The sequence below is a fragment of the Streptomyces sp. NPDC003697 genome, assembly GCF_053587115.1.
In genome coordinates this window covers 1-26,424 of the sequence record NZ_JBSFNN010000035.1, presented here as the reverse complement: position 1 = coordinate 26,424, position 26,424 = coordinate 1, and the positions used below count along the sequence as shown (strand labels likewise).

Sequence of the window (26,424 nt, the reverse complement as noted above, 5' to 3'; positions counted from 1 at the left end):
TCACTGCTCCTGGGGACGCGGGTGGTGCCGGGTGGGCCGGCTCGGGGGGAAGTCTGCGGTGTCGGTGACGCGCACGGCCAGTCCGGCGGACGCGGCGCGACGCGGGTCCTGGGGCTCCCCGGCGCCGGGCACCGGGGCGGCCTGCGGCACGTGGCCGCCGGGGACGGACGCGGGGTCCGCCTGCAGCCGTACGACGATGTGGCGGCGCCAGTTCGCGTCGTCGCGGTCGGCGTGGTCCTCGCGCCAGTGGCAGCCGCGCGTCTCCTCGCGCAGAAGGGCGGCGGCGACCAGGGCGCGGGACACGCACAGGAGGTTGGTGGCCTCCCAGGTGTCGACGCCCGGCTCGGCCGTCTTGCCGTGCTCGTGGAGGGTGCCGCGGGCTTCGTCGTGCAGCCGCTGGAGCTGGTCGGCGGCCCGCGCGAGGGACTCGGCGGAGCGCAGGACCCCCGCGCCGCCGGTCATGATCCGCTGGATTGCGAACCGGGCCTCGGGGGCGAGCAGCGGGTGGGCCGGCTGCTCCGGGTGGGCCACGGGCTCCGGCAGCCGCGCGCGCAGGCCGTCCCCGGCGCGGCCCGCGGCGATGTCGGCGGCGATGCGCTCGGCGTAGACGAGCCCCTCCAGCAGGGAGTTCGAGGCGAGCCGGTTGGCGCCGTGCACGCCGGTGCAGGCGACCTCGCCGCACGCGTACAGGCCGGGCACGGTGGTGCGGCCGTGGGAGTCGGTACGGACGCCGCCGGAGGCGTAGTGGGCGGCCGGGGCGACGGGGACGGGCTCGGTGACCGGGTCGATGCCGTGGGCGCGGCAGGCGGCCAGGATGTTCGGGAAGCGCTGCTCCCACATCCGTGCGCCGAAGTGCCGGGCGTCGAGGTACATGTGCTCGGCGCCCTGCTCCCTCATGCGGCGCATGATGCCCTTGGCGACGATGTCCCGGGGCGCGAGTTCGGCCAGTTCGTGCTGTCCGACCATGAAGCGCACGCCGTCGGCGTCGACCAGGTGGGCGCCCTCGCCGCGCACCGCCTCGGAGACCAGCGGCTGCTGTCCCTCCGCGTCCGCGCCGAGGAAGAGCACCGTCGGGTGGAACTGGACGAACTCCAGGTCGGAGACCTCCGCGCCCGCCCGCAGGGCGAGCGCCACGCCGTCGCCGGTGGAGACCGCCGGGTTGGTCGTCGCGGAGAACACCTGCCCCATGCCACCGGTCGCGAGGACCACGGCCGGGGCGTGCACGGCGCCGACGCCGTCGTGCTGGCCCTCGCCCATCACGTGCAGGGTCACTCCCGCGGCACGGCCGTCGGCGTCCGTGAGCAGGTCGAGCACCAGCGCGTTCTCGATGAGGCGCAGCCCCGCCCGTCGCCCGCCGCCGGCCCGGTCCGGGAGCGCTTCGCGCTCGCCTCTCCTGACCGCGCGGACCGCCTCGCCCAGGGCGCGGGAGATCTCCGCGCCCGTCGCGTCGCCGCCGGCGTGCGCGATACGGCGGCGGTGGTGGCCGCCCTCGCGGGTCAGCTGGATGCCGCCCTCGTCGTCGGTGTCGAAGTGGGCGCCGGTGGTGATCAGCCGCCGCACGGCGTCGGGGCCCTCGGTGACGAGGATGCGCACGGCCTCCTCGTCGCACAGGCCCGCGCCCGCCACCAGGGTGTCGTCCAGGTGCTGCTCGGGGGTGTCGCCCGCGCCGAGGGCCGCGGCGATGCCGCCCTGCGCCCAGCGGGTGGACCCGTCGTCGAGGCGGGCCTTGGTGACGACGACGGTCTCCAGCCCGGCGGCCTCGCAGCGCAGGGCCGCGGTCAGGCCTGCGACGCCGGAGCCGACGACCACCACGTCCGCGGAGATGGACCAGCCGGGGGCGGGCGCGTGCAGTCGTATGCCTGTGGTGGTCACGAGGCGGCTCCGAAGGTGAGGGGGAGGTTGTCGATCAGCCGGGTCGCGCCGACCCGGGCGGCGACGGCGAGGACGGCCTCGCCGGTGAAGTCGTCGTCGATCTCGGTGAAGTCGGACGGGTCGACGAGGGCGAGGTAGTCCAGTTGCAGCGGCGGGTCGAGGCGGGCGGCCTCGTCGAGGACCAGGCGGGCGGCCGCGCGGACGGCGGCGGCCGCGCCGGGGGACGCCTTGGCGACGGCGGCCGCGTCGGCGGCCGCGCGGGACTCCCCGAGCGCGCTGAGGGCCTCGGCACGCGCGCGGGTGGAGGGCACCTCACGGGCGCGTGCGCACAGCGCCTCCTGGGCGGCGTGCCGGTCCCGGCCCGCGAACAGGGCCTGCGACAGCGCGAGCGCGGTGCGCCGCTCCTGCGGGGAGAGATAGCGGTTGCGGCTGGACAGGGCCAGGCCGTCCTCCTCGCGCACGGTGGGCACGGCGACGATGTCCACGCCGAAGTCGAGGTCCCGCACCATGCGGCGGATCAGGGCCAGCTGCTGGGCGTCCTTCTGGCCGTACAGGGCCGCGTCGGGCCGGGTGAGGTGCAGCAGTTTGCCGACGACGGTGAGCATGCCGTCGAAGTGGCCGGGGCGCGAGGCGCCCTCCAGGCGCTCACCCATGGGCCCGGCGGTGATGCGCACCTGCGGCTCGCCGCCCGGGTAGACCTCGTCCACGGACGGGGCGAACACCACGTCCGCGCCCGCCTGCTCGGCGATCTTGAGGTCGGCGTCCAGAGTGCGCGGGTAGCGGTCCAGGTCCTCGCCGGCGCCGAACTGCAGCGGGTTGACGAAGACGGTGACGACGACCTCCCCGTCGCCGCCCGCTATGCCGCGCGCCGTGCGGATCAGGGTGGCGTGGCCCTCGTGCAGCGCGCCCATGGTCATCACGACGGCACGGCGACCGCGCCGCACGCGTGCGTGCAGCTCGTCGGCGGTGCGCAGCAGGGCTGTGGTCATCGGGCCTCTCCGTTCTCGGGCACGCGCGTCACCGGGCGGCCGAGGTCTGCGTGTCGGTGCCGCACCCGGCTCGTCGTGAGCGCCGCGCGGGTCATCGCGGGTCCCCTTCGGGCCCGTCGGCGGTGCCCGTGCCGCCGGTGCCGCCGCTCCCCTCGCCGGCGAGGGCGCCCAGCAGGTCCTCGGCCAGCTCGGGCTTGAGCAGGCCGTGCGCGAGGGCGCGGTCGGCGGTCGTACGGGCCATCGCCACGTACCCGGCGACCGCCTGCGGGGCGTGCCGGCGCAGCTCGGCCAGGTGCGCGGCCACCGTGCCCGCATCCCCGCGCGCGACGGGGCCGGTCAGCGCGGCGTCGCCGGAGCGCAGGGCGTTGTCCAGGGCGGCGCCGAGCAGGGGTCCGAGCATGCGGTCGGGTGCCTCGACGCCGGCCTCGCGCAGCAGTTCCATGGACTGCGCCACCAGCGTCACCAGATGGTTGGCGCCCAGCGCGAGCGCCGCGTGGTAGAGCGGCCGCATGTCCTCGGCGATCCACTCCGGTTCGCCGCCCATCTCGATGACCAGGGCCTCGGCGGCCAGCCGCAGCTCCTCGGGGGCGGTGACGCCGAAGGAGCACCCGGCCAGGCGCTGCACGTCCACGGGCGTGCCGGTGAAGGTCATCGCCGGGTGCAGCGCCAGCGGGAGGGCGCCCGCGCGCAGGGCGGGGTCCAGCACCCTGGCGCCGTAGCGCCCGGAGGTGTGCACCAGCATCTGCCCCGGCCGGACGGAACCGGTCTCCACCAGTCCCGCCACGAGCCCCGGCAGGCTGTCGTCCGGGACGGTCAGCAGCACCAGTTCGGCCCGGGCCAGCACCTCGGCGGGCGGTACGAGCGGCACGTCGGGCAGCATGGCGGCGGCGCGGCGCCGGGAGGTGTCGGAGACCCCGGAGACGGCCACCGGGCGGTGCCCGGCGAGTTGGAGCGACGCCGCCAGCGCGGGACCCACACGGCCGGCGCCCACGACGCCGACGGTGAGCCGCGCGGGACGGTCCTTGGGGTCTGGCAGAGGGGATGTGTTCACGCGACGACGGCCTTCCCGTTCCAGCCCGCTCGGGGTACCGGACGATTTCTCGTCATGTTAACGCTATCGGCGTGACGGGCGTTCGGCTGTCCACAGGCTGTGGGTTCTCGCCGGGAAATACGGGTGCCCGCCGGCATCCGTCCGAGGGATGATCCGGCGCATGAGCGATACGGCGGAGCGGGACGACGACAACGACACCATGGAGCAGGTGGAGCGGCAGTCGGACGAGGACCGGCGCAAGCACCTCCGCGAGCGGCGCCGGGAGGCGAACCGGCACGCGGAGCGCACGCTCGGGCGCCCCGGTTCCCTGGGGACGCTCCGGGAGCGGCTGGCGCTGCTTCAGCGCGCGGAGGACGTGTACGACCTCGACGAGCCCTCCGACATGTACGGCGACGGCGTCGTCGAGGCCCTGGAGGACAAGGTCGCCGCGCTGCTCGGCATGGAGGCCGCCGCGTTCTTCCCGACCGGCACCATGGCGCAGCAGGTCGCCCTGCGCTGCTGGGCCGGCCGCACCGGCGACCCGGCCGTCGCGCTGCACGCGCTGGCCCACCCCGAAGTGCACGAGCGGCACGCGCTCAGCCAGGTCAGCGGACTGCGCACGGTACGGGTGACGGATGAGCCCCGGCTGCCGACCGCCGAGGAGGTGCGCGGCGTCGAGGAGCCCTTCGGCACGCTGATGCTGGAACTCCCGCTCCGCGACGCCGGTTTCGTCCTGCCGTCCTGGCAGGAGCTCACCGAGGTGGTCGAGGCGGCGCGCGAACGGGACGCGGTGGTGCACTTCGACGGCGCGCGCCTGTGGGAGACCACCGTCCACTTCGGCCGTCCGCTGGACGAGATCGCCGGGCTGGCGGACAGCGTGTACGTGTCGTTCTACAAGTCCCTCGACGGCTACGCCGGCGCGGCGCTCGCCGGGCCGCGCACGCTCGTGGAGGAGGCGAAGGTCTGGCGTCACCGCTACGGCGGGATGATGTTCCAGCAGTTCCCGACGGCGCTGGCCGCGCTGGCCGGGCTGGAGCGGGAGCTGCCCCGGCTGCCCTCGTACGTGCGGCACGCGCACCTGGTGGCCGCCGCGCTGCGTGAGGGGTTCACGGAGGCCGGGGTGCCGTGGTCCGCCGTCCACCCGGCGAAGCCGCACACGCACCAGTTCCAGGTCTGGCTGCCGTATGACCCCGACGTGGCCGCCGCGGCCGCGGTCCGCACGGCCGAGGAGACGCGCACCGTCCTCTTCGGCGGCGGCTGGGAGGCCCGGGGCCCGGGCATCGCCGCGACCGAGGTCTCCGTGCAGGCTCCGGGTCTGGAGTGGACGGCGGACGACGTGAAGGCCGCGGTCGCGGACTTCGTGGCCCGGCTCACCGAGGAGGCGGGCCGACGGGACCCGGGCACGGGGGCGGGCGGCTGAGGGCTGTCCCGTGGCCCCGGCGGGCGCACGACGACAGCCACGCGCCGGCAGTCGCGGCGGCTACGCGTCGGCGTGGGCGCACCGGCGTCGGCGGCGCCGCGGTCCACGGCCGGCGCCCGAGGGCTGTCCGCTGCCGGCTGCCGGCTGCCGGCTGCCGGGGCCGTGTTGTCGGTGGCGGGGTGCACCATGAGGGCATGAGCGTGCGCATCGACATCGCGGGGCTGCGGCCGGAGAGGGTCACCGTCGTGCCCTCGCCCCTGGCCGAGCTGGGCATGGCGCTGCACGCGCTGTCCGAGCCGGGTCACCACCCGGGACTCCAGGGCTGGGTGACGACGGTGACGGCCCGGCTCGACTGCCATCTGGCCGACCGGATGTGCGAGGCCGACTTCCTGTGGCGGACGACGTTCTCCGACCTCTTCCTGCCGTGCGCCGGCCTGCCCGGCGGCACCGCGCTGCCGGGCCGGACGCTGGCGGAGGAACTGGACCTGCTGGACAAGCTGACGGACGAGCAGTTCGTGGACGCGGCACTGGAGTTCACCTGCGCGTTGCCCTACAGCACACCGGGGCCCGGCCCGCTCTCCGACACCGCGCTGCGCCGCCGCGCGCTGGAACTGGCCGCCGCGCGCGGGCCGCAGCAGGCGCGCTTCAGCGAGCGGCTGCTGGCCGACCCGCCCCGCATCCGGGCCTGGCTGCGGCAGTTCCTCCAGGACTGCGACGAGGCGTTCTTCGCCGAGACCTGGGCACGGCTGCACCGGCAGCTCGCGGCCGACGCCCGCCACAAGACCGAACTGCTGCGCCGCAAGGGCCTGGCCGATGCACTGGCGGCGGTGTCGCCCGCGGTGGCTCTGGACGAGGCCGCCGGGCGGATCACCGTGGACAAGCTGGGCGAGGGCCGCACGGCCACCGCGGACGGCGGTCTGCTGCTCGTCCCGACGAGCCTCGGCCGGCCGCACCTGATGGTGCTGCACCGGTACGGCTGGCAGCCGGTGCTGCACTACCCGGCCGGCGCCTCCGATCCGGCCGGCCCGCCCTCGGTGGAGCAGCTGACCCTGCGGATGACCGCGCTGTCCCATCCCGTACGGATGCGGCTGTGCCGCAGCCTGGCCCGCAGCGCCTTCACCACCGGCGAGCTGACCCAGATGCACGGCATGACGGCGCCGGAGATATCGCGGCACCTGGGCGTGCTGAAGAAGGCGGGCCTGGTGACCACCCGGCGCCGCGGCCGGTACGTGCTCCACCAGCTGGACGTCGCGATGGTGGCCCGGCTGGGCAGCGACTTCCTCGAGGCGCTCCTGCGGTAGCGGACGGGCCCGCCGGACGTGTCCTCGGCCGCGCCGGCCCCGTGCCGTCGATCCGCAGCGGCACGCACGGACCCCACGGGCGTGCGCGGCACGGATCAGCCGTGTCCGCCGGCCCGCACGATCCCCGTCTCGTAGGCCAGGACGACCACCTGCACCCGGTCGCGGAGGCCCAGCTTGGTCAGGATGCGGCCGACGTGCGTCTTCACCGTCGCCTCCGACAGCACCAGCCGGGCGGCGATCTCGCCGTTCGACAGGCCCTGCGCGACGAGGACCATGACCTCGCGTTCGCGGTCGGTGAGCCGGTCCAGCTCGCTGTGCCGGGGCTCCTTGGCCGCGCTGGGCAGCATCGGCGCGAAGCGGTCGAGCAGGCGGCGGGTGGTGGAGGGCGCGACGACGGCGTCACCGCTGTGCACGGCGCGGATGGCGGCGAGCAGGTCGGCCGGGGGAACGTCCTTGAGCATGAAGCCGGAGGCGCCCGCCTTCAGCCCGGTGAAGGCGTACTCGTCGAGGTCGAAGGTGGTCAGGATGAGCACCTTCGGCGGTTCGGGCTCCGCGCAGATCCGGCGGGTGGTCTCCACGCCGTCCAGCTTCGGCATGCGCACGTCCATGAGGATCACGTCGACCTGGGTGGCGCGCAGCACCTGGAGGGCCTCGACGCCGTCGCCCGCTTCCGCGACGACCTCCATGTCCGGCTGGGCGGCGAGCACCATCCGGAACCCGGTGCGCAGCAGCACCTGGTCGTCGACGAGCATCACGCGGATCGTCATCGGGTCCTCTTCCATCGGTGTCCACGGGTGTCCATGGGTGTCCATCGGTGTCCATCGGGGCCCGCCGGTCCCACGACGGTGCGGGGCAGCGGTGGCGGCGGGGCCGGGGCCGCTCGTGCCGGGAGGCGGCGGCTCCCCGGAGTGGTCAGTGTGCCGGTTTCAGCGGCAGCAGGGCACTGATGCGGAAGCCCCCGCCGGGACGCGGGCCCGCGTCCAGGGTGCCGCCGACCATGCCGACCCGTTCGCGCATGCCGATCAGACCGTGCCCCTGTCCGTCGGCGCCGCCCTCCTCGTACAGCTCGTGCGGGGCGCCCTTGCCGTCGTCCTCGACGAGCAGGCCGAGGCCGTCGTCGAAGTAGACCAGCCGCACGCTCGCACCCGCGTTCGGGCCTCCGTGCTTGCGCGTGTTCGTCAGCGCCTCCTGCACGATGCGGTACGCGGTGAGCTCGACGCCGCTGGGCAACGGCCGCGCAGTGCCCTCGACCCGGAAGTCGACGGGCAGTCCCGAGCCCCGGCACTGCTCGACGAGGTCCTCGATCTGCTCGACGTCGGGCTGGGGGACGTACTCGCCGCCCTCCTGGTGCTCACCGGTGCGCAGCACGCCCAGCAGGCGGCGCATCTCGGCCAGCGCCTGGCGGCCGGTGGAGGAGATGGTCTCCAGGGCCTTCCTCGCCTGGTCGGGCGCGGCGTCGAGGACGTAGGCGGCGCCGTCGGCCTGCACCACCATGACCGACACGTTGTGCGCGACGACGTCGTGCAGCTCGCGTGCGATCCGGGCGCGCTCGGCGGCGACGGCGACCTTGGCCTGCGCCTCACGCTCCTTCTCCAGGCGGGCGGCGCGCTCCTCCAGCTGCGCGAAGTAGGCGCGGCGGGTGCGCATGGAGTCGCCGAGCACCCAGGCCAGCGCGAACGGCACCGTCTGGAAGACGGCCATCGCGACGTGGCCCACGACGCTCGTGCCGGTCTGCGGCCAGCGGATCTGCGCCAGGGTCGCCGCGCACAACCCGCCCACCAGGGCGAACCGGGACGCCCAGCGGGCGCCGATCGCGGCGACCGTGTAGATGATCACCAGCATCGCGAAGTCGGCGGGCGTCGTCTCGACGTCGAGCACCAGCTGCGCCACACCCGTCGCGACCGCGAGCAGCAGCATCTTCTCCGGCATGCGACGGCGCAGCGCCACGACCACGCTCAGCACCACGCAGACGGCCAGTCCCCCGGCGAGGGATCCGTGGTGGTCCCGCACCCTGTTGACGCCGAAGGTGCTCACCGCGGAGAGCCCGAGCAGGACGAGGGCCCAGAAGCCGTCGACCCATGCCGGGTTCCTGCGGAGGAAGTCATAGAGGCGCTGCACGTGACCCAGCGTAGGGATACGAGATGAGCGCAGGGGTCAACCGGAGGGCCGATACGTGTACCGCCCTCGTACTCCGCAAGGTGGATGCCATGATCACCTGTGCGCCTGGGGAGTGTCCGGCAAACGAGCGCGGGAGGGGGAGCGGCGTCCGGTGCGTGCGACCGCAAGGCGCCGGAGCGTCCTCGTAGCGGAGCCACCAGGACGTTTCGGCACCGCCGCGAGCATGCGTGCCGGGCGCCGCGACACCGCGGGCTGTGTCGGACACCCCCTAGTCTGGCGGCGTGGTGGACGACACGGCGGACGGACCGGAGGCCGGAACGGCGGACAGCGCGGCGGACGGCCCGGCCGGCGGGTCCGGGGGCCAGTGGCGCGGCTGGCGGGCGGCGGCGGAGGCGGCCCTGTACGGACCCGGCGGCTTCTACCGGCGGCCCGAGGGGCCGGCCGGGCACTTCCGTACGTCGGTGCACGCCTCGCCGTTGTTCGCCGGCGCCGTCGCCCGGCTGCTGTGCCGGGTGGACGAGGCGCTGGGCCGGCCCGCCGCCCTCGACTTCGTGGACATGGCAGCCGGGCGGGGTGAACTGGCCGGCGGGGTGCTGGCCGCGCTGCCCGCCGACGTGGCGGCCCGCACGCACGTGTACGCCGTGGAGATCGCCGGCCGGCCCGCGGGGCTGGACCCGCGGATCGAGTGGCTGAGCGCACCCCCCGAGGGCGTCACCGGGCTGCTGTTCGCCAACGAGTGGCTGGACAACGTGCCGGTGGAGGTGGCGGAGGTGGACTCCGCGGGCGTGCCGCGCCTCGTGCTGGTCCGGCCGGACGGCACCGAGCGGCTCGGGGATCCGGTCGCGGGGCCGGAGGCTCAGTGGCTGGCGCGCTGGTGGCCGGCGGCGGCGGCCGAGCCGGGTCTGCGGGCGGAGATCGGCCTCCCCCGGGACACCGCGTGGGCCGACGTGGCCGCCCGCGTCGCCCGGGGCCTCGCCGTCGCCGTCGACTACGCCCACACGGCACACACCAGGCCGCCCTTCGGCACGCTCACCGGCTTCCGGCAGGGGCGGGAGACGGCGCCCGTGCCGGACGGCTCGTGCGACATCACGGCCCATGTGGCCCTGGACGCGTGCGCCGCCCGCGTCCCCGGCGGCGGCGCACGCCTGCTCACGCAGCGCGAGGCCCTGCACGCTCTGGGGATCACCGGCGCGCGCCCCTCCCTCGCCCTCGCCTCCACGCGCCCGGCGGACTACGTACGCGCCCTCGCGCGCGCCGGAGAGGCCGCCGAACTGACCGCGCCCGGCGGGTTGGGCGACTTCGGGTGGCTGCTGCAGCCGGTGGGCATCGCGGACGTCCTGCCCGCCTGACCGGCCGGCCGTGCGTCCGTCCCCGAGTGCGCCACGGCGGCACCGGCCCGGCCCCGCCCGCGCGCCCCCCGGCCCGCTTGGGCCTGCCCAGGCCCGCTCGGCCCGGCCCCAGTTGGCCCGCCTCGCCCTATCGGCCCTACTCGGCTCTGCTTGGCCCTACTTGGCCCTACTTGGCCTTACTTGGCCCTACTTGTCTATGTCGCCCACCACGAAGAACATCGAGCCGAGGATCGCCACCATGTCGGCGATCAGTGTGCCGGGCAGCAGCTCGGTCAGGGCCTGGATGTTGTTGTACGAGGCCGAGCGCAGCTTCAGCCGGTACGGCGTCTTGTCACCCTTGCTGACCAGGTAGTAGCCGTTGAGGCCGAGCGGATTCTCGGTCCACGCGTACGTGTGGCCCTCGGGCGCCTTCAGCACCTTCGGGAGCCGCTGGTTGATCGGGCCCGGGGCCAGCCCGGCCAGCCGGTCGAGGCAGACGTCGGCGAGGTCGAGGGCGTTGTGCGTCTGCTCCAGCAGGCACTCGAAGCGGGCGAGGCAGTCGCCCTCCCGCCGGAGCACCACCTTCAGGGTGTCCTGGAGCTCCCCGTAGGCCAGGTACGGCTCGTCACGCCGCAGGTCGAAGTCGACACCCGAGGCGCGCGCGACCGGCCCGCTCACGCCGTACGCGTGCACCGTCTCCGGCGTGAGCACGCCCACGCCGCGTGTGCGTGCCCGGAAGATCTCGTTGCCCAGCACCAGGTCGTCGAAGACGTCCATGCGCGAGCGGACGGCGGCGACGGCGGCACGCGCGCGCGTGGTCCAGCCGGCGGGCAGGTCCTCCTTGAGGCCTCCGACCCGGTTGAACATGTAGTGCATCCGGCCGCCGGACACCTCCTCCATGACGTTCTGGAGGACCTCGCGCTCGCGGAACGCGTAGAAGACCGGTGTGATCCCGCCGAGTTCCAGCGGGTAGGAGCCGAGGAACATCAGGTGGTTGAGCACCCGGTTCAGCTCGGCGAGGAGCGTGCGGGTCCACACCGCGCGCTCCGGAACCTCCATGCCGAGCATCCGTTCGACGGCGAGGACGACGCCCAGCTCGTTGGAGAAGGCCGACAGCCAGTCGTGGCGGTTGGCCAGCATGATGATCTGGCGGTAGTCCCGTGCCTCGAACAGCTTCTCCGCGCCCCGGTGCATGTAGCCGATCACCGGCTCCGCGCGGGTGATGCGCTCGCCGTCCAGCACCAGCCGCAGCCGCAGCACGCCGTGCGTGGACGGGTGCTGGGGCCCGATGTTGAGCACCATGTCGGTGCTCTCCGCGGCGCCGCCGATTCCGACCATGGTCTCCGTCGTAGGAGTCATGCACACAGTCTCCCCTACGTACGCCTGCCCCGCGGAGACGGGGAGCCGGGACGGCCTGCGGGCGGCGGACGAACCGGTGTGGACCGGGCCGCACCCGCGGCCGCTGCGGCAGCAGGCGGACCGGTCCCGCACGGGCCGGAGAACGGCTCGTCCGGACCGCTGGACGACCTGACCGCCCCACCGATCCGGACGGCCGGCCCTTGCCCCGGACGGCCCGCCGTTCCTCCGTGCCGACCCGGCCGGGGCATCGGCTCCGGCCGTCAGGACGCCGCGCTGCGCAACCGGTGCACGTCGATCTGCTCGGTCTCGTCGTGCGCCGTCAGGTCGATGACCTGGCCCACGCCCCGCGCGCCCTCGTCGACCGGCTTGAACCGCGCCTCGGACTCGGCCTTGTGCAGGGCGAGTGCCTCCTGGCCCACCACGTCGGCGAGGTCCTCGTTCTGGACGGCGTCCAGGGCGGCGGCCGGCGCGCCCTTCTGCGTCCCGAAGAAGTCGAAGCCGCCCTCGACCACCGGCCGCGCCGGCGCGGCCGGTACGACGGCCACCGCGGTCGGCACGGTGAAGTGCCCGGCGGGCTGCCGCGCGGGCTTGGCCGGCTCGGCCGGGCCCGCGGCGGGAGCGGCGTCCGCGTGCGCGTGCTCGCCGGCTGCCTCCGGCCGCGCCCCGGCCTCGGGCTCCGGTGCGGGCACCACCTCGTCCGTCGCGGCGTCCGGCTCCGTCGCGGGCCCGCCGTCGTGCTCCCCGTCGTCTTCGCCGACCGGCCTGCCGTCGCTCACGGGGTCGTCGTCCCCGGAGACCCCGTCCTCGGCGTCCTCGGCGTCGTCGGCGGCGGCGTCCGGCCGGTCCGTCGCGTCCCCGTCGGCGCCGAAGCGCGCCAGCGCGGCGGCGGCCCGCAGGTACAGCCGCGACCCCTCGGACGAGAACACGCCCGCGCCCGTCCCCGGCGCCTCCTCGCCGACGCCCCCGGCGGCCGCGGAGTCCCCGACAGCCTCGGGCGCCTCGGCGCTCCGCGCGGACCCGGTGTCCTCGCCGTCCCGGCCGGCGGTGCCGGTGCCCGGTGCGGCAGCCGGAGCCCCGGCCTCCGCCCGCGTCGCCGTCCCGGACGTACCGGGCGGCAGCGCCAGGTCGTCGGACGCGGCCTCGATCTCGAGCAGGCGGCGGCCCTCCAGGGCACTCGCGCGTTCGGTCTCCGCCGTGGCGTAGCGCCGCAGCAGGGCCGCGTGCTCGTTGCGCAGCCCGGCCAGCTCGGCCCGCTTGGCCCGCAGCTTGTGCTCGAGACGGAGGCGCAACTCGCGGGACTCCTCGAGGTCGGTCTCCAGTTCGGCGACCCGCTCCTCGTAGCGCCACTCGTCGCTCGCACGCGCGCGCGTGAGGTCGGCTACCCGCCTGCCCGCCTGGGCGTCCCACCGTCGCATGACGACGGCGCCGGTGACCGCGGTGGCCGCCGCGACCGCGGCGAGCGGGCGCAGTACCGACGGAGCCGTGAACATCCATGGGCCGAGGGCGCAGACGAGGGAGACGCCGGCGATCGCCGAAGGAGGCAACAGCCTGTGCAAAGGTGGGGAATGGCGGTGACGTCCACGTGGCATGGCCAGAAACTTACCGCGCGTAGGCAAATGATGGTGGCCCCGGCCGTAAAAAGACAGCCATACCGAAACCTTCACACTTCATCAGGAGTGCGCGCCCGTCCGGGAATTGCGGAAGATCATTTCAGCGGTCGCCCAGTCGTCCGCTCATCCACTGCAACGCCCCCGGGATCTCCCGCCGCCAGGTGTTGAAGTTGTGCCCGCCGCTGTCGAGGATGATCGAGGCGATCCGGGTCCGGTGCGTGGCCTTCACCTGCTGCACGAAGCCGAGCGTGTCCTGGTAGTTGGACTCCCCGACCCGGCTGCTGCTGACCAGCAGCGAGGTGTCGGGAGCGGGCCGGTGTTCGAGGCACCACCGCAGGTCGGCGCGGTTTCGAAGGTCCGCGTTCCCATGGAAGAGGTCGCCCGTCGTGGGATCGATCGGCGCCTTGTAGTAAGGGGAGAGACCGGCTCCGGCCGCGTACACCTGCGGATGGTGCATCGCGAGTTTCAGTGCGCAGTAACCGCCCGTGGAGTCGCCGATGACGCCCAGGCCGCCCGGCTTCCTGCCGACCCGGTAGTGCGCGAGCAGCGCCTCGGGCAGGTCCTTCGCGAAAAACGACTCGGTCTGCGGACCGCCCGGGATGTCCACGCACTCCGTGTCACGCGGCGGCGCCACCGTCGGCCGCATCATGACGAGAATCATCGGTTGCGTCCGCCCGTCCTTGGCGAGTTCCCGGGCCGTGTGCGGATAGTGCAGTTTGTCGACGAGCGCCTGGGCGGTGCCCGGATATCCGGTGAGGACGACGGCCGCGGGGAACGTGCGCGTCCGGTACTGCGGCTGGAAGTACTCCGGCGGCAGGTAGACCAGCGCGGGCGTGGCGATCCGGGTCGTCCGGCCCACGATCTCGACCTTCTGGATCTGGCCCGCGCTCTGCGGCAGCGACGGCCCGCCCCGCACCGCCCGCTGCGTGCCGATCACCTGGAGCGGTCCCCCGGAACCACCACCGCCGGCGTGCTCGACGACGACGCCCTGGTCGGTCTCCCGCCCCAGCAGGTCCGCCCAGCTGGCGTAGAACCCGAAAGCCTGGTTGACGGCGAGGCCCGCGCAGGCGAAGAGCGCCACCTGGGTGGCCAGCAGCATGCCGACGCGTCCGCCGACGGGCCGCCAGCCGGCGCCCGCCAGACGCGGCCACAGCCAGACCGTACCGACGAACAGCAGCAGCGCGCACAGCGCCGCCAGAACCAGCACTTCGTTGCTCGTGAGACCCATGGGCCCTTCCTGCCTGCGCTTGCCGCCCGGACCGGGGCGCCCTCCCCGGAGGAGCGGTTCCCCCGACTTTTCCCGGGCTTTCCCCGGTCTTTGAACTGGCTTTCCTTCGGGGTGCGAACCTGTCTCCCCGAGACACCGTCCTAGAGGGCGCAATGTCGCCGGATGCCCGGATCGGCACCGGATTCACGATCTCTCGCAGAACTACGGGATGCGATGTCTGTCAGGATAGATGGGGAATTGTCGGACGGGGTTCCGAGCCGATCGAGCCGGGTGCGGCGCGTACTCCGCGGCCCGCGTCCCGAGGCCGTCCCCGCCGTGGTCGGCAGGGCCTGCGCCCTCGTGGGCGTCCTGGACATCGCCGCGGGCGTGTTCCCGCGCTTCCGGCACAGCCGTATGCACGCCCTGGCGGAGGTCCTGCCGGGCTCCTTCGGCCCGTTCGCCGCCGCCCTCTCGCTGAGCGCCGGCGTGCTCCTGCTGCTGCTCGCGCACGGCCTGAAACGCCGCAAGCGCCGGGCCTGGCGGGCGGCCGTGGCCCTGCTGCCGGCCGGCGCGGCGGCACAGTTCGTCTACCGGCACTCCGCCGTGGGCGCGCTGCTCTCGCTCGCGCTGCTCGCTCCCCTGCTGGTCCACCGGGCCCAGTTCGCGGCCCTGCCCGACCCGCGCAGCCGCTGGCGGGCACTGGCCAACTTCGTCCTCATGGGCGCCGGTTCACTCGCCCTCGGGCTGGTCATCGTCAGCGTCCACCCGCACCACGTGGTCGGCGACCCGAGCCTCGCCGACCGCCTGACCCACGTGGTCTACGGCCTGCTGGGATTCGAGGGCCCGGTCGCCTACCAGGGCAACACCTCCTGGACCGTGGCCTTCTCCCTCGGCGCCCTGGGCTGGCTCACCGCGGCCACCACCGCCTACCTGGCCTTCCGCCCCGAACACCCGGCCGCCCGCCTGACGGAGGAGGACGAGGCCCGGCTGCGCGCCCTGCTGGACAAGCACGGCCGCCGGGACTCCCTCGGCCACTTCGCGCTGCGCCGCGACAAGGCCGTCGTCTTCTCGCCCAGCGGCAAGGCGGCCGTCACCTACCGCGTCGTCTCCGGTGTCATGCTCGCCAGCGGCGACCCGATCGGCGACGTCGAGGCCTGGCCCGGCGCCATCGAGCGCTTCATGGACGAGGCCAGGGCCCACTCCTGGACGCCCGCGGTCATGGGCTGCTCCGAGACCGGCGGCGAGGTGTGGACCCGGGAGACCGGCCTGGACGCCCTGGAACTGGGCGACGAGGCGGTGGTGGACGTCGCGGATTTCTCGCTCGCCGGACGCGCGATGCGCAACGTCCGCCAGATGGTGAAGCGGATCGAGCGGGCCGGCTACGAAACCCGGGTACGGCGCATCCGTGACCTCGGCGACGCGGAACTGGAGCGGATCCGCCGCGCCGCCGAGGACTGGCGCGGCACCGACACCGAACGCGGGTTCTCCATGGCCCTCGGCCGCATCGGCGACCCGGCCGACGGCGACTGCCTCATCGCCACAGCGCACAAGCAGGACGCCGAACCGGGCCCCTACGGCGACGTGAAGGCGATCCTGCACTTCGTCCCGTGGGGCACCGACGGGGTGTCGCTCGACCTGATGCGGCGCGACCGCTCGGCCGACCCGGGGATGAACGAACTGCTGATCGTCGCCGCGCTGCAGGCCGCGCCGAAGTTCGGCATCGCCCGCGTCTCGCTGAACTTCGCCATGTTCCGCTCGGCGCTGGCACGCGGCGAGAAGATCGGCGCGGGGCCGGTGCTGCGGGCCTGGCGCGGACTGCTGGTGTTCCTCTCCCGCTGGTTCCAGATCGAGTCCCTGTACAAGTTCAACGCCAAGTTCCAGCCCCGCTGGGAACCGCGCTTCGTGGTCTACCGCGCCTCCGCCGACCTGCCCCGCATCGGCTTCGCCGCCATGCAGGCGGAGGGCTTCCTCGACCTCGCCCTGCCGCTGCCGCGCTTCCTGCGCCGCCGCACGACCGCCGCCCGGCCCTGCGCGCACAGGGTGACGGAAGGCGACGCCCGCGCGGCGTGAGGGGACCGGCAAGCGGGAGCCCGCCTCCTCCGGCCGGGGCGTCCGCTCGGGCCGCCCCCGCCCGCGGCACACGGGTCCGCACCCCGGCGGCCCCGCGCCCGCCCGCGGGAGAACACCCGGCGCCCGGGGCCTACGCTGAACACATGAGCAAGCAGACCGGCCGCCGCCCTGTGGCGGGCCTCCCCGCATGGGACCGCTGCGCGGTCATGGGAGTCGTCAACGTGACCCCCGACTCCTTCTCCGACGGGGGTCGCTGGTTCGACACGACCACCGCCGTCAAGCACGGCCTCCACCTGGTCGAGGAGGGCGCGGACCTGATCGACGTCGGCGGCGAGTCCACCCGCCCGGGCGCCACCCGCGTCGACGAGGCCGAGGAGCTCAGGCGGGTCGTCCCCGTCGTCCGCGAACTGGCCTCCGAGGGCGTCACGATCTCCGTCGACACCATGCGGGCCTCCGTCGCCGAGCAGGCGCTGGCGGCCGGCGCCACCCTCGTGAACGACGTCAGCGGCGGCCTCGCCGACCCGGCCATGATCCCCGTCGTGGCGGAGGCCGGCGCCCCCTTCGTCGTCATGCACTGGCGCGGCTTCCTGGAGGGCGGCAACGTCAGGGGCGTGTACGCCGACGTCGTCGGCGAGGTCGTCGACGAGCTCCACGCCCGCGTGGCGGCCGTCCTGGAGGGCGGCATCGCCCCCGAGCGCATCGTCGTCGACCCCGGCCTCGGCTTCTCCAAGGGAGCCGAACACGACCTCGCCCTGCTCGCCCACCTCGGCCGGCTGCAGGACCTCGGGTACCCCGTGCTCGTCGCCGCCTCCCGCAAGCGGTTCCTCGGCCGCGTCCTGGCCGGCCCCGGCGCCACCCCGCCGCCCGCACGCGAACGCGACGCCGCCACGGCCGCGGTCTCCGCGCTCGCCGCGGACGCCGGCGCCTGGGCCGTGCGCGTGCACGACGTGCGCGCGACCGCGGACGCCGTAAGGGTCGCCCGCGCCCTCGAAGGAGCGCGCACCCGCGGGCCCACGCCCGACGCCGCCGCCACGCCCGGGACGACCCGGGCGGCCGGACGGGCCGGGGGCGCGGCACCCACCGAAGGAGCCCGGTGAGCGCCCCGCACACGGACGTGGAGCAGGTGGAGGCCGCGAACACGGCCTTCTACGAGGCGCTGGAGAGCGGCGACTTCGACCTGGTCACCTCGATCTGGCTCACGCCGGCCGACCTCGGCGTCGACGAGGAGTACCACGACCCCGCCGACACCGGCGTGATCTCCTGTGTGCACCCCGGCTGGCCGGTGCTCAGCGGCCGCGGCGACGTCCTCAGGTCGTACGCCCTGATCATGGCGAACACCGACTACATCCAGTTCTTCCTCACCGACGTGCACGTCTCGGTCACCGGCGACACCGCCCTGGTGACCTGCACCGAGAACATCCTCAGCGGCGGGCCCGCGCCCGCCGAGGGCGACGAGCTGGGGCCCCTCCTCGGACAGCTCGTCGTCGCCACGAACGTGTTCCGGCGCACCCGCGCCGGCTGGAAGCTGTGGTCCCACCACGCCTCCCCGGTGCTGGCCGAGAACGGCGAGGACGAGGACGACGACACGCCCGCCTGAGTGGGGTGCCGGCTGCGCACGGACCACGAAGTGGTTGGAATCACGCGGACGCGGGTAAGGGCGGCTACCGACCCGTAAGCAGGTGCGTTCCCCAGGGAAAACGCGCACCGGACCCCTCGACGACAGTGTCGGGGCCGTGTCCCGGTGGCCCGGCACTGTCGGTGCCCGCAGGTAGATTTCATGTGTGGCCGGTGTGCCGACCGCACCCGGCGGCGACCGGCCGCCACCCGACGATTGCAGGAGTGATTCGCGTGGATCGTGTCACGCTGCGCGGCCTGAAGGCCCGCGGGTACCACGGTGTGTTTCCCAAGGAGCGGGAGGAAGGCCAGACGTTCATCGTGGACCTCGTCCTCGGTCTGGACACCCGGCCGGCCGCGGCCGCCGACGACCTGGCGAAGACCGTGCACTACGGCATCGTGGCCGAAGAGGTCGTCGCCGTCGTGGAGGGCGACCCGGTGGACCTGATCGAGACGCTCGCCGAGCGCATCGCCCAGGTCTGCCTGAAGCACCAGGGGGTCGACGAGGTGGAGGTCTGCGTCCACAAGCCGGACGCCCCGATCACCGTCCCCTTCGACGACGTGACCGTCACCATCATCCGGAGCCGAGCATGACCCGACCCACCACCGGGGGTCACGGCGACCCGACCGTCCAGCCGGTACCCGCCGCCGTCGTCGAGCAGGTCGACGCCGCCGACACCACGCTGCAGAACCCCAAGCGGGCCGTGCTCTCCCTCGGCTCGAACCTGGGCAATCGCCTGGAGACCCTCCAGGGAGCCGTCGACGCCCTGGAGGACACGCCGGGCGTCCGCATCAAGGCGGTCTCGCCGGTGTACGAGACGGAGCCGTGGGGCGTCGAGCCCGGCACACAGCCCTCGTACTTCAACGCGGTGGTGGTCCTCAGGACGACCCTGCCCCCGTCCTCCCTCCTGGAGCGGGCGCACGCCGTCGAGGACGCCTTCAACCGGGTGCGCGACGAGCGCTGGGGCCCGCGCACCATCGACGTCGACATCATCGCCTACGCCGAGGTCGTCTCCGACGACCCGCGGCTCACCCTGCCCCACCCCCGCGCCCACGAGCGCGCCTTCGTCCTCGCCCCCTGGCACGACGTCGACCCGCACGCGCAGTTGCCTGGACACGGCGCCGTGGCCGATCTGCTGGCCGAGGTCACCCGCGAAGGTGTGGAGGCCCGCCCGGACCTGGAACTCCGGCTGCCCGAATAGCCGTTAAGGTCAGGACCGCACAGGACGGACGGGCAGGCCGCCGAGCCACAGTCCGGGGGAGCTGAAGGGACAACGTGAAAGAGCTGCGCATCAGGGTGCTGGCCGGAGTGTTCGTCGTCGCGGGAGTGCTGTCCTGGGCCGGCGCACGCCTGTGGAACTCGGTGGGGACGCTCCCCAGCGTGCCCCTGGCCGCCCCCATCGTCCTCGCCCTGATCGCCGCCGTCCTGGTGGCCACGGCACTCTCGCTGCGGGTCCGGCTGAAGGCCCAGCGCGAGCGCCGCCCCGAGGCCAAGGCCGTCGACCCGCTGATGGCCGCCCGCGCGGTCGTCTTCGGCCAGGCCAGCGCCCTGGTCGCCGCCCTCGTCGCCGGCATGTACGGCGGCACCGGCGTCGTCCTGCTGGAACTGCTGGACATGCCGACCCGGCGCGACCAGGCCGTCTACGCCGGTTTCTCCCTGCTGGCCGGCCTGGCCGTGATAGCGGCCGCCCTGTTCCTGGAACGCGTCTGCAAGCTCCCGGAGGACGAGGACAACGACCGCGACGACGCCCAGCCGGCGGCGTGAACCACCGCGTCGATCGGCGCGCACGGACCAGGCGCCGCGGCTCCCGGGCGGCGGCGCCCCGTCAGCGCGCCATGATCAGGCTCATGGCCTCGTTGCGCGTCGCCGCGTCGCGCAGCTGACCGCGCACCGCGGACGTGAGGGTCTTCGCGCCGGGCTTGCGGATACCGCGCATGGACATGCACATGTGCTCGCACTCCACGACCACGATCACGCCCCGCGGCTCCAGGATCTCCATCAGCGAGTCCGCGATCTGTGTGGTCATGCGCTCCTGTACCTGGGGACGGCGGGCGTAGACGTCCACCAGCCGGGCCAGCTTGGACAGCCCGGTGATCTTCCCGCTCGCCGACGGAATGTACCCGACGTGGGCGACACCCCTGAAGGGCACCAGGTGGTGCTCACAGGTGCTGTACACCTCGATGTCCTTCACGAGCACCATCTCGTCGTGCCCGATGTCGAACGTCGTCGTCAGGACGTCCCGGGGCTGCTGCCACAGTCCGGCGAAGATCTCCTTGTAGGCGCGTGCCACCCGGGCCGGTGTCTCCTGGAGGCCCTCGCGGTCCGGGTCCTCGCCGACCGCGATCAGGAGTTCCCGTATGGCGTTCTCGGCGCGCTTCTCGTCGAACTCGCCGATCGAGCCCTCACCGTCCAGCGTCACGGGGTCGGTCATCTTCTGGTGCCTCGTTCCTGTGGGTACCGCGTGGAGGGCACGCGTCTTCCTCGCGGACATGCGAAAGCCGCGCCCCCCAGGCTAGAACCTGGGGGGCGCGGCATCCATTCCGGGCCCGGTGTGCCCACCGGGTGAGCAGACGGGTCAGTTGTCCCGGCGGTCCTCCGCGGACTGCTCCGGTGCCGGGGCGGACTCCGTCGCCGTCGACTTGACGGTGCTGATCGCCGGCGTCGCGCCGTTCGCACCGTTGGTCAGCGCCAGCTCCTTCGGGGAGAGCACCGGCGGGCGGGTGGACGGGGTGCGCCGCGAGGAGCCGGTCCACGCGGGCCGCGGCGGGCGCTTGACCACGGAGGCGAAGATCTCGGCGATCTCCTCCTTGCCCAGGGTCTCCTTCTCCAGCAGCGCGAGAACGAGGTTGTCGAGGATGTCGCGGTTCTCGACCAGGATCTCCCAGGCCTCGTTGTGCGCGTTCTCGATGAGCTTCTTGACTTCCTCGTCCACCAGCGCGGCGACCTCTTCCGAGTAGTCGCGCTGGTGCGCCATCTCACGGCCGAGGAACGGCTCGGTGTTGTCGCCGCCGAACTTGATGGCGCCCAGACGCTCGGTCATGCCGTACTGCGTGACCATCGCGCGGGCCGTGGCGGTGGCCTTCTCGATGTCGTTCGCGGCGCCCGTGGTCGGGTCGTGGAAGACCAGTTCCTCGGCCGCGCGGCCGCCCAGCATGTAGGCGAGCTGGTCGAGCATCTCGTTGCGCGTGGTGGAGTACTTGTCCTCGTCCGGCAGGACCATGGTGTAGCCGAGGGCCCGGCCGCGCGACAGGATGGTGATCTTGTGTACCGGGTCGGAGTTCGGCGAGGCCGCCGCGACCAGGGCGTGTCCGCCCTCGTGGTACGCGGTGATCTTCTTCTCCTTGTCCGACATGATCCGGGTCCGCTTCTGCGGGCCCGCGACCACACGGTCGATCGCCTCGTCCAGCATGTGGTTGTCGATCAGCTTCTTGTCGCTGCGGGCCGTGAGCAGCGCCGCCTCGTTGAGCACGTTCGACAGGTCCGCGCCGGTGAAGCCGGGGGTGCGGCGGGCGACGGCGGCCAGGTCGACGTCGGGCGCGACCGGCTTGCCCTTCTGGTGGACCTTGAGGATCTCCAGACGGCCCTGCATGTCGGGGCGGTCGACCGCGATCTGGCGGTCGAAGCGGCCGGGACGCAGAAGGGCCGGGTCGAGGATGTCGGGCCGGTTGGTGGCGGCGATCAGGATGACGCCGCCCTTGACGTCGAAGCCGTCCATCTCGACGAGCAGCTGGTTCAGCGTCTGCTCGCGCTCGTCATGACCGCCGCCGAGGCCGGCGCCGCGGTGACGGCCGACGGCGTCGATCTCGTCGACGAAGACGATGGCCGGGGCGTTCGCCTTGGCCTGCTCGAACAGGTCACGGACCCGGGAGGCACCGACACCGACGAACATCTCGACGAAGTCGGAACCGGAGATCGAGTAGAACGGGACGCCCGCCTCGCCCGCCACGGCACGCGCGAGCAGCGTCTTGCCGGTGCCGGGCGGGCCGTACAGCAGCACACCCTTGGGGATCTTGGCACCGACGGCCTGGAACTTGGCCGGCTCCTGCAGGAACTCCTTGATCTCGTGGAGCTCCTCGACGGCCTCGTCCGCGCCGGCGACGTCCGTGAACGTCGTCTTCGGGGTGTCCTTGGTGATGAGCTTGGCCTTGGACTTCCCGAAGTTCATCACCCGGGAGCCGCCGCCCTGCATCTGGTTCATCAGGAACAGGAAGACGACCACGATGAGGACGAAGGGCAGAAGGGAGAGCAGGACGCCGAGGAACGGGTTCTGCTTGGACGGCGAGACCGTGTAGCCCTTCGGGATCTGCTTGTTCTGGTACTTGTCCTGCAGCGTGTTGGCGATGGTCACGCCCTGGTCGCCGATGTAGCTCGCCTGGATCTTCGAGCTGCCGTTGACCTTCACACCGTCCTTGAGCTCGACCTTCACGGTCTGCTCGTCACCGGTGGTGAGCTTGGCCGACTCGACCCTGTTGTCATTGATCGCCGCAACGACCTGGCCGGTGTCCACCGTCTTGTAGCCGCCGGACGAGCCGACGACCTGCATCAACACGACCACGGCAAGGACGGCCAGCACGATCCACATGACCGGCCCACGGAAGTATCGCTTCACGTCCATCCATACGGAGCGGTGCCGCCCCGTCCCTCCTGCCACAGTTAGTTTGATAAAGACAGTTCTTCTGACGGTACCCCAGCATTGTCACCCGAAGCGGTACGGGCCGGCTGGGATTCCCGTCTGCATGCTTCAACGGCGCGGGACCCGCGAGGGTTCCCGATCACCGCTCGGGGCTCGGCCCCTCGGGGTTCAGCCGCCGTAGACGTGGGGCGCGAGCGTGCCGACGAACGGCAGGTTGCGGTACTTCTCGGCGTAGTCGAGGCCGTAGCCGACGACGAACTCGTTGGGGATGTCGAAGCCGACCCACTCCACGTCGATGGCGACCTTGGCGGCCTCGGGCTTGCGCAGCAGCGTGCACACCTTGAGCGACGCCGGCTCGCGCGAGCCGAGGTTGGAGATCAGCCAGGACAGGGTCAGCCCGGAGTCGATGATGTCCTCGACGATCAGGACGTGCTTGCCCTTGATGTCGGTGTCGAGGTCCTTCAGGATCCGCACCACGCCGGAGGACTGGGTGCCCGCGCCGTAGGAGGACACGGCCATCCAGTCCATGGTGACGGGGGTGGACAGCGCCCGGGCGAGGTCGGCCATGACCATCACCGCGCCCTTGAGAACACCGACGATCAGCAGGTCCTTGCCTGCGTACTCCGCGTCGATCTTCGCGGCCAGCTCGGCCAGCTTCGCGTCGATCTCTTCCTTGGTGATGAGCACCCGCTGGAGGTCGGCACCCATGTCTTTCGCGTCCACCCGCATCACTTTCGGTCGTCCTACCGGCTGTCCGGTCCCGCCCGGGGAGGACGGACCCGCCGCCTCCCCGGGGGGAGGCTTCTCAGCCTTGCCGAATCACCAGTCTGCCACCCTGCCGCTGGACGACGACCTTGCCGGGGAGGTTGATGGCTCCCTGACCGCGCCAGCCGGTGATCAGCCGGTCGACTTCCTCGATGTGGCGGGCGAACAGGGAACCGGCCGGGGCGCCGGCCTCGATGGCGGCCCGGCGCAGGATGCGGCGGCGTACGGCGGGCGGCAGGGCGTACAGCTTGGCGCACTCGAGGCCGCCGGCCGCGTCGACGACGGCGGACTCGGCCTGGCGGGCCCAGGCGTCGAGCGCGTCGGCGTCGTCGCGGGAGAGCTGGGCGGTGCGGGCGAGGGCCTCGACGACGCCCTTGCCGAGCGCCTTCTCCAGCGCGGGCAGGCCTTCGTGGCGGAGCCGGGAGCGGGTGTAGGCGGGGTCGGCGTTGTGGGGGTCGTCCCAGACGGGGAGGGACTGGACCATGCACGCCTTGCGCGCGGTCTGCCGGTCGAGGTGCAGGAAGGGACGCCGGTAACGGCCGCCGGCCCCCGAGACCGCGGCCATCCCGGACAGGGAGCGGATGCCGGAGCCCCGGGCGAGGCCCAGCAGGACGGTTTCCGCCTGGTCGTCCCGGGTGTGGCCGAGCAGGACGGCGGCGGCACCGTGGCGTTCGGCGGCGGCGTCGAGGGCGGCGTAGCGGGCGTCGCGGGCGGCGGCCTCCGGGCCCACGCGCCGTCCGGCGCCGCCGGTGTAGGAAGCGCCGTGCGCCGCTTTCTCGGAGGTGCTGCCTACGGTCACGGCGACGGCCTCGACCGGGTCGAGGCCGAGTTCGCGCAGGCGCAGGGCGACCTCTTCGGCGCGCAGGCCGGAGCCGGGCTGCAGGCCGTGGTCGACGGTGACGCCGCCGGCGCGGACGCCGAGCTTGGGCGCCTCGAACGCGAGGGCGGAGGCGAGCGCCATGGAGTCGGCGCCGCCGGAGCAGGCGACGAGGACGAGCGGCGGCGACGGGCTGGGGGGCGGGGCCGTGTCGTGGGCGCGTGCGTTGTGCGGGCTTGCGTCGTGTGGGGGTGCGCTGAGCGGGCTCGTGTCGCGCGCGTGTGCGTCGTGGACGCGTCCGTCACGCGGGCGTACCGCGCGGGCGCCGGGCTCGCCGCGGGCGGGCTCCGACATCGAGAACGCACGGGGGACGGCGGACGCGTCGGACGGCTCGGTGCCGCCCGGGACGGTGGTCCGCTCGATGAGGATGTCGTGGAGGACGCGGCGTACCGCCAGGCGTATCGCCGCGACCGCAGGATGGGGACCCATGTCCGGTTCCCTTCACGGAAGTCTTCGGGGGGTGAGCCCGATATCGGTCACTCTCGGTACGTAGATGGTGACAGAAACGGGCCGGTGCCCCGAGCATCGCACGCCTACGCCTGCTGTACGGTCCCTCGGACGGGTGATTGGCGGGGCGTTCGCCTGCCATCGGCCGGATTCGATTCACCCCGTCGCCACGCTTCCCCCTACTCGGCCCTGCGGTGCACCCGCGCGATCCAGTCCGCCGGTTTGGCGATCTCCGCCTTGGTGGGGAGGGTGTTCGGCGAGGTCCACACACGGTTGAAGCCGTCCATGCCCACCTCGTCGACGACCGCGCGGACGAACCGCTCGCCGTCGCGGTACTGGCGCAGCTTGGCGTCCAGGCCCAGCAGCTTGCGCAGGGCCATGTCCAGGCGCGAGGCGCTCCTGGCACGGCGCTGCTGGAACTTCTCGCGGATCTCGGCGACGCTCGCGACCACGTCGGGGCCGACGCCGTCCATCACGAAGTCGGCGTGCCCCTCCAGCAGCGACATCACCGCGGTGAGGCGGCCGAGGATCTCCCGCTGGGCCGGCGTCTGCACCAGTTCCACCAGGGACCGGCCCTCGTCGCCCTGCTCGCCCTCGGGGCGGCCGCCGACGAGCGACTGCGCGGCGTCCCGGATGCGCTCCAGGACGGCCATGGGGTCGACGTCGGTCTCCGCGAGGAAAGACTGGATCTCGCCCTCGAGGTGGGCGCGCAGCCAGGGCACCGCCGTGAACTGTGTGCGGTGCGTCTCCTCGTGCAGGCAGACCCAGAGGCGGAAGTCGTGGGGCTCGACGTCCAGCTCGCGCTCCACGTGGACGATGTTCGGCGCCACCAGCAGGAGCCGGCCGCCGCCGTTCGCGCCGGCGGGCAGGTCGCCGGTGGCCGGGGCGAAGGTCTCGTACTGGCCGAGGACGCGGGAGGCCAGGAACGACAGGAGCATGCCCAGCTCCACGCCGGTCACCTTGCCGCCGATGGTGCCGAGGACCGCGCCGCCGGCCGTTCCGCTGCGTCGCTCCTGCATCTTGCCGAGCAGGGGTTTGAGGATCTCGCGGAAGCCCGCGACGTTGGCGCGGACCCAGCCGGGGCGGTCGACGACCAGGACGGGGGTGTCGTGGGTCTCGTCGGTGCCCAGACGGGTGAAGCCCCGGACGTGCTCCTCCGAGGACTTGGCATGCCGGCGCAGTTCCGCGACCACGGCCCGGGCCTCGTCGCGGCTCACCTCGGGGCCCGGCCGTACCAGGCGGGTCGCGGTCGCGACCGCGAGATTCCAGTCGACCATCCCGGGAGATGCGGCACCACCGATGCTCGTCATGCGTCAACGGTACGTGAGCGCTGCCGCTTGGGGCAGGCGTGAGCCTCCGGCTCGGGGTACGTGCGTTCGTCCGGGGCCGGGGGTGGGTCGGGGGGTGGCGGGGGCGGGCGTGGGGGCGCTTCGGGTGGTTGGGCTGCCGGGGGTGCGGGGCGCGCTTGGGCTGCCGGGGGTGCGTGGCTCGGGCTGCCGGGGGTGCGTTCGGCTGGGTGGGTGGGGGCGTTGCGCGTTCGGTGTGCCGGGGCCGGGTTGGCGGGCGGGGCCGCTTGTGCGGGCGGGCCGCGAGTGCGGGCGGGTTGGGGCCGCGGGTGCGGGCAGGTTGGGGTCGCGTGTGCGGGGCCGCGGGTGCGGGCGGGGGGCCGCGAGTGCGGGCGGGGGGTGGGGCGGGGCCGCGCCGGGGGGTGCCCGTCCTCGGACCGGCGCGAACGAGGTTTCTCAGCAGCGCTGGCGTGCTCGCTCATCTCCAGGCGGCGGTT

The 26,424-nt window shown here is 73.5% G+C and carries 22 protein-coding genes; 9 read left to right on the top strand and 13 right to left on the bottom strand.

Annotated elements, in window-relative coordinates; all coding sequences use genetic code 11:
• The 3 genes from ACWDNY_RS16370 to ACWDNY_RS16360 all read right to left on the bottom strand — a co-directional run bounded on the left by ACWDNY_RS16370 (nt 1) and on the right by ACWDNY_RS16360 (nt 3,912).
• Nucleotides 1–1,872, bottom strand: a complete 1,872-nt coding sequence (locus ACWDNY_RS16370; RefSeq protein WP_451646419.1) for an L-aspartate oxidase — start codon at nt 1,870–1,872, stop codon at nt 1–3.
• Nucleotides 1,869–2,861: a pantoate--beta-alanine ligase gene (gene panC, locus ACWDNY_RS16365; RefSeq protein WP_451646418.1), complete on the bottom strand. Its 993-nt coding sequence runs from the start codon at nt 2,859–2,861 to the stop codon at nt 1,869–1,871. The genes ACWDNY_RS16370 and panC overlap by 4 nt, the downstream gene beginning before the upstream one ends.
• Nucleotides 2,862–2,952: 91 nt before the next feature.
• Nucleotides 2,953–3,912, bottom strand: coding sequence for a Rossmann-like and DUF2520 domain-containing protein (locus ACWDNY_RS16360; protein ID WP_451646417.1), 960 nt, complete (start codon nt 3,910–3,912; stop codon nt 2,953–2,955).
• Nucleotides 3,913–4,072: 160 nt separating this feature from the next.
• On the opposite strand from ACWDNY_RS16360, the gene ACWDNY_RS16355 reads away from it, so the two are divergent.
• Both ACWDNY_RS16355 and ACWDNY_RS16350 read left to right on the top strand, forming a co-directional pair.
• On the top strand, nt 4,073–5,311 hold the full coding sequence (locus ACWDNY_RS16355; protein WP_451646416.1) for a threonine aldolase family protein: 1,239 nt from the start codon (nt 4,073–4,075) through the stop codon (nt 5,309–5,311).
• A 194-nt stretch (nt 5,312–5,505) separates the two neighbouring features.
• Nucleotides 5,506–6,612 (top strand): DUF5937 family protein, encoded by a 1,107-nt coding sequence (locus ACWDNY_RS16350; protein ID WP_451646415.1) that lies wholly within the window; start codon nt 5,506–5,508, stop codon nt 6,610–6,612.
• Nucleotides 6,613–6,707: 95 nt separating this feature from the next.
• Here the strand turns inward: ACWDNY_RS16350 and ACWDNY_RS16345 are convergent, their stop codons facing one another.
• Together ACWDNY_RS16345 and ACWDNY_RS16340 are read right to left on the bottom strand one after the other, a co-directional pair.
• The gene (locus tag ACWDNY_RS16345) at nt 6,708–7,379 is read right to left on the bottom strand and encodes a response regulator (RefSeq protein ID WP_451646414.1); all 672 of its coding nucleotides are present in this window, start codon (nt 7,377–7,379) and stop codon (nt 6,708–6,710) included.
• A 145-nt stretch (nt 7,380–7,524) separates the two neighbouring features.
• On the bottom strand, nt 7,525–8,730 hold the full coding sequence (locus ACWDNY_RS16340; protein ID WP_451646413.1) for a sensor histidine kinase: 1,206 nt from the start codon (nt 8,728–8,730) through the stop codon (nt 7,525–7,527).
• A gap of 398 nt (nt 8,731–9,128) precedes the next feature.
• Between ACWDNY_RS16340 and ACWDNY_RS16335 the strand changes: the two genes are divergently transcribed.
• Nucleotides 9,129–10,079 carry an SAM-dependent methyltransferase gene (locus ACWDNY_RS16335; protein WP_451646451.1) on the top strand — a complete coding sequence of 317 codons (951 nt, stop codon included), beginning with the start codon at nt 9,129–9,131 and terminating at the stop codon, nt 10,077–10,079.
• A gap of 186 nt (nt 10,080–10,265) precedes the next feature.
• Here ACWDNY_RS16335 and ACWDNY_RS16330 read toward each other — a convergent pair whose 3' ends face one another.
• From ACWDNY_RS16330 to ACWDNY_RS16320, 3 genes are all read right to left on the bottom strand, one after another.
• Nucleotides 10,266–11,417 (bottom strand): NADH-quinone oxidoreductase subunit D, encoded by a 1,152-nt coding sequence (locus ACWDNY_RS16330; protein ID WP_451646412.1) that lies wholly within the window; start codon nt 11,415–11,417, stop codon nt 10,266–10,268.
• A gap of 260 nt (nt 11,418–11,677) precedes the next feature.
• Nucleotides 11,678–13,006: a hypothetical protein gene (locus ACWDNY_RS16325; RefSeq protein WP_451646411.1), complete on the bottom strand. Its 1,329-nt coding sequence runs from the start codon at nt 13,004–13,006 to the stop codon at nt 11,678–11,680.
• Between the two features lie 121 nt (nt 13,007–13,127).
• Complete coding sequence (locus ACWDNY_RS16320) at nt 13,128–14,255, bottom strand: alpha/beta hydrolase (protein ID WP_451646410.1); 1,128 nt, start codon at nt 14,253–14,255, stop codon at nt 13,128–13,130.
• Nucleotides 14,256–14,468: 213 nt separating this feature from the next.
• Here ACWDNY_RS16320 and ACWDNY_RS16315 point away from each other — a divergent pair, with 213 nt between their 5' ends.
• The 6 genes from ACWDNY_RS16315 (at nt 14,469) to ACWDNY_RS16290 (ending at nt 19,683) form a co-directional block, all read left to right on the top strand.
• Nucleotides 14,469–16,304, top strand: a complete 1,836-nt coding sequence (locus ACWDNY_RS16315) for a phosphatidylglycerol lysyltransferase domain-containing protein (RefSeq protein ID WP_451646409.1) — start codon at nt 14,469–14,471, stop codon at nt 16,302–16,304.
• Between the two features lie 143 nt (nt 16,305–16,447).
• Nucleotides 16,448–17,401: a dihydropteroate synthase gene (folP, locus tag ACWDNY_RS16310; protein WP_451646408.1), complete on the top strand. Its 954-nt coding sequence runs from the start codon at nt 16,448–16,450 to the stop codon at nt 17,399–17,401.
• Nucleotides 17,398–17,901, top strand: coding sequence for a nuclear transport factor 2 family protein (locus ACWDNY_RS16305; RefSeq protein WP_451646407.1), 504 nt, complete (start codon nt 17,398–17,400; stop codon nt 17,899–17,901). Before folP ends, ACWDNY_RS16305 begins: the two co-directional genes overlap by 4 nt.
• Nucleotides 17,902–18,152: 251 nt before the next feature.
• Entirely contained in the window at nt 18,153–18,512 is a 360-nt protein-coding gene (gene folB, locus ACWDNY_RS16300; protein ID WP_451646406.1) for a dihydroneopterin aldolase, read from the top strand.
• Complete coding sequence (folK, locus tag ACWDNY_RS16295) at nt 18,509–19,120, top strand: 2-amino-4-hydroxy-6-hydroxymethyldihydropteridine diphosphokinase (protein ID WP_451646405.1); 612 nt, start codon at nt 18,509–18,511, stop codon at nt 19,118–19,120. Before folB ends, folK begins: the two co-directional genes overlap by 4 nt.
• A gap of 74 nt (nt 19,121–19,194) precedes the next feature.
• Nucleotides 19,195–19,683 (top strand): DUF3180 domain-containing protein, encoded by a 489-nt coding sequence (locus ACWDNY_RS16290; RefSeq protein ID WP_451646404.1) that lies wholly within the window; start codon nt 19,195–19,197, stop codon nt 19,681–19,683.
• Between the two features lie 61 nt (nt 19,684–19,744).
• Here the strand turns inward: ACWDNY_RS16290 and folE are convergent, their stop codons facing one another.
• The 5 genes from folE to ACWDNY_RS16265 all read right to left on the bottom strand — a co-directional run bounded on the left by folE (nt 19,745) and on the right by ACWDNY_RS16265 (nt 25,951).
• Nucleotides 19,745–20,350, bottom strand: a complete 606-nt coding sequence (folE, locus tag ACWDNY_RS16285) for a GTP cyclohydrolase I FolE (protein WP_451646403.1) — start codon at nt 20,348–20,350, stop codon at nt 19,745–19,747.
• Nucleotides 20,351–20,494: 144 nt separating this feature from the next.
• Nucleotides 20,495–22,534 carry an ATP-dependent zinc metalloprotease FtsH gene (gene ftsH / locus ACWDNY_RS16280; RefSeq protein WP_451646402.1) on the bottom strand — a complete coding sequence of 680 codons (2,040 nt, stop codon included), beginning with the start codon at nt 22,532–22,534 and terminating at the stop codon, nt 20,495–20,497.
• A 186-nt stretch (nt 22,535–22,720) separates the two neighbouring features.
• Nucleotides 22,721–23,281, bottom strand: coding sequence for a hypoxanthine phosphoribosyltransferase (gene hpt / locus ACWDNY_RS16275; protein WP_361509543.1), 561 nt, complete (start codon nt 23,279–23,281; stop codon nt 22,721–22,723).
• A 76-nt stretch (nt 23,282–23,357) separates the two neighbouring features.
• On the bottom strand, nt 23,358–24,623 hold the full coding sequence (tilS, locus tag ACWDNY_RS16270; RefSeq protein ID WP_451646401.1) for a tRNA lysidine(34) synthetase TilS: 1,266 nt from the start codon (nt 24,621–24,623) through the stop codon (nt 23,358–23,360).
• Nucleotides 24,624–24,820: 197 nt separating this feature from the next.
• Entirely contained in the window at nt 24,821–25,951 is a 1,131-nt protein-coding gene (locus ACWDNY_RS16265) for a zinc-dependent metalloprotease (RefSeq protein ID WP_451646400.1), read from the bottom strand.
• Nucleotides 25,952–26,424: the final 473 nt, after the last annotated feature.

What these genes read in the sequence shown, in the direction of transcription:
- panC (WP_451646418.1), bottom strand. Translation starts at nt 2,861, where the DNA reads ATGACCACAGCCCTGCTGCGCACCGCCGACGAGCTGCACGCACGCGTG.
- ACWDNY_RS16355 (WP_451646416.1), top strand. Translation starts at nt 4,073, where the DNA reads ATGAGCGATACGGCGGAGCGGGACGACGACAACGACACCATGGAGCAG.
- ACWDNY_RS16350 (WP_451646415.1), top strand. Translation starts at nt 5,506, where the DNA reads ATGAGCGTGCGCATCGACATCGCGGGGCTGCGGCCGGAGAGGGTCACC.
- ACWDNY_RS16345 (WP_451646414.1), bottom strand. Translation starts at nt 7,379, where the DNA reads ATGACGATCCGCGTGATGCTCGTCGACGACCAGGTGCTGCTGCGCACC.
- ACWDNY_RS16330 (WP_451646412.1), bottom strand. Translation starts at nt 11,417, where the DNA reads ATGACTCCTACGACGGAGACCATGGTCGGAATCGGCGGCGCCGCGGAG.
- ACWDNY_RS16325 (WP_451646411.1), bottom strand. Translation starts at nt 13,006, where the DNA reads ATGCCACGTGGACGTCACCGCCATTCCCCACCTTTGCACAGGCTGTTG.
- ACWDNY_RS16320 (WP_451646410.1), bottom strand. Translation starts at nt 14,255, where the DNA reads ATGGGTCTCACGAGCAACGAAGTGCTGGTTCTGGCGGCGCTGTGCGCG.
- ACWDNY_RS16315 (WP_451646409.1), top strand. Translation starts at nt 14,469, where the DNA reads ATGTCTGTCAGGATAGATGGGGAATTGTCGGACGGGGTTCCGAGCCGA.
- folP (WP_451646408.1), top strand. Translation starts at nt 16,448, where the DNA reads ATGAGCAAGCAGACCGGCCGCCGCCCTGTGGCGGGCCTCCCCGCATGG.
- folK (WP_451646405.1), top strand. Translation starts at nt 18,509, where the DNA reads ATGACCCGACCCACCACCGGGGGTCACGGCGACCCGACCGTCCAGCCG.
- folE (WP_451646403.1), bottom strand. Translation starts at nt 20,350, where the DNA reads ATGACCGACCCCGTGACGCTGGACGGTGAGGGCTCGATCGGCGAGTTC.
- ftsH (WP_451646402.1), bottom strand. Translation starts at nt 22,534, where the DNA reads ATGGACGTGAAGCGATACTTCCGTGGGCCGGTCATGTGGATCGTGCTG.
- hpt (WP_361509543.1), bottom strand. Translation starts at nt 23,281, where the DNA reads ATGCGGGTGGACGCGAAAGACATGGGTGCCGACCTCCAGCGGGTGCTC.
- tilS (WP_451646401.1), bottom strand. Translation starts at nt 24,623, where the DNA reads ATGGGTCCCCATCCTGCGGTCGCGGCGATACGCCTGGCGGTACGCCGC.
- ACWDNY_RS16265 (WP_451646400.1), bottom strand. Translation starts at nt 25,951, where the DNA reads ATGACGAGCATCGGTGGTGCCGCATCTCCCGGGATGGTCGACTGGAAT.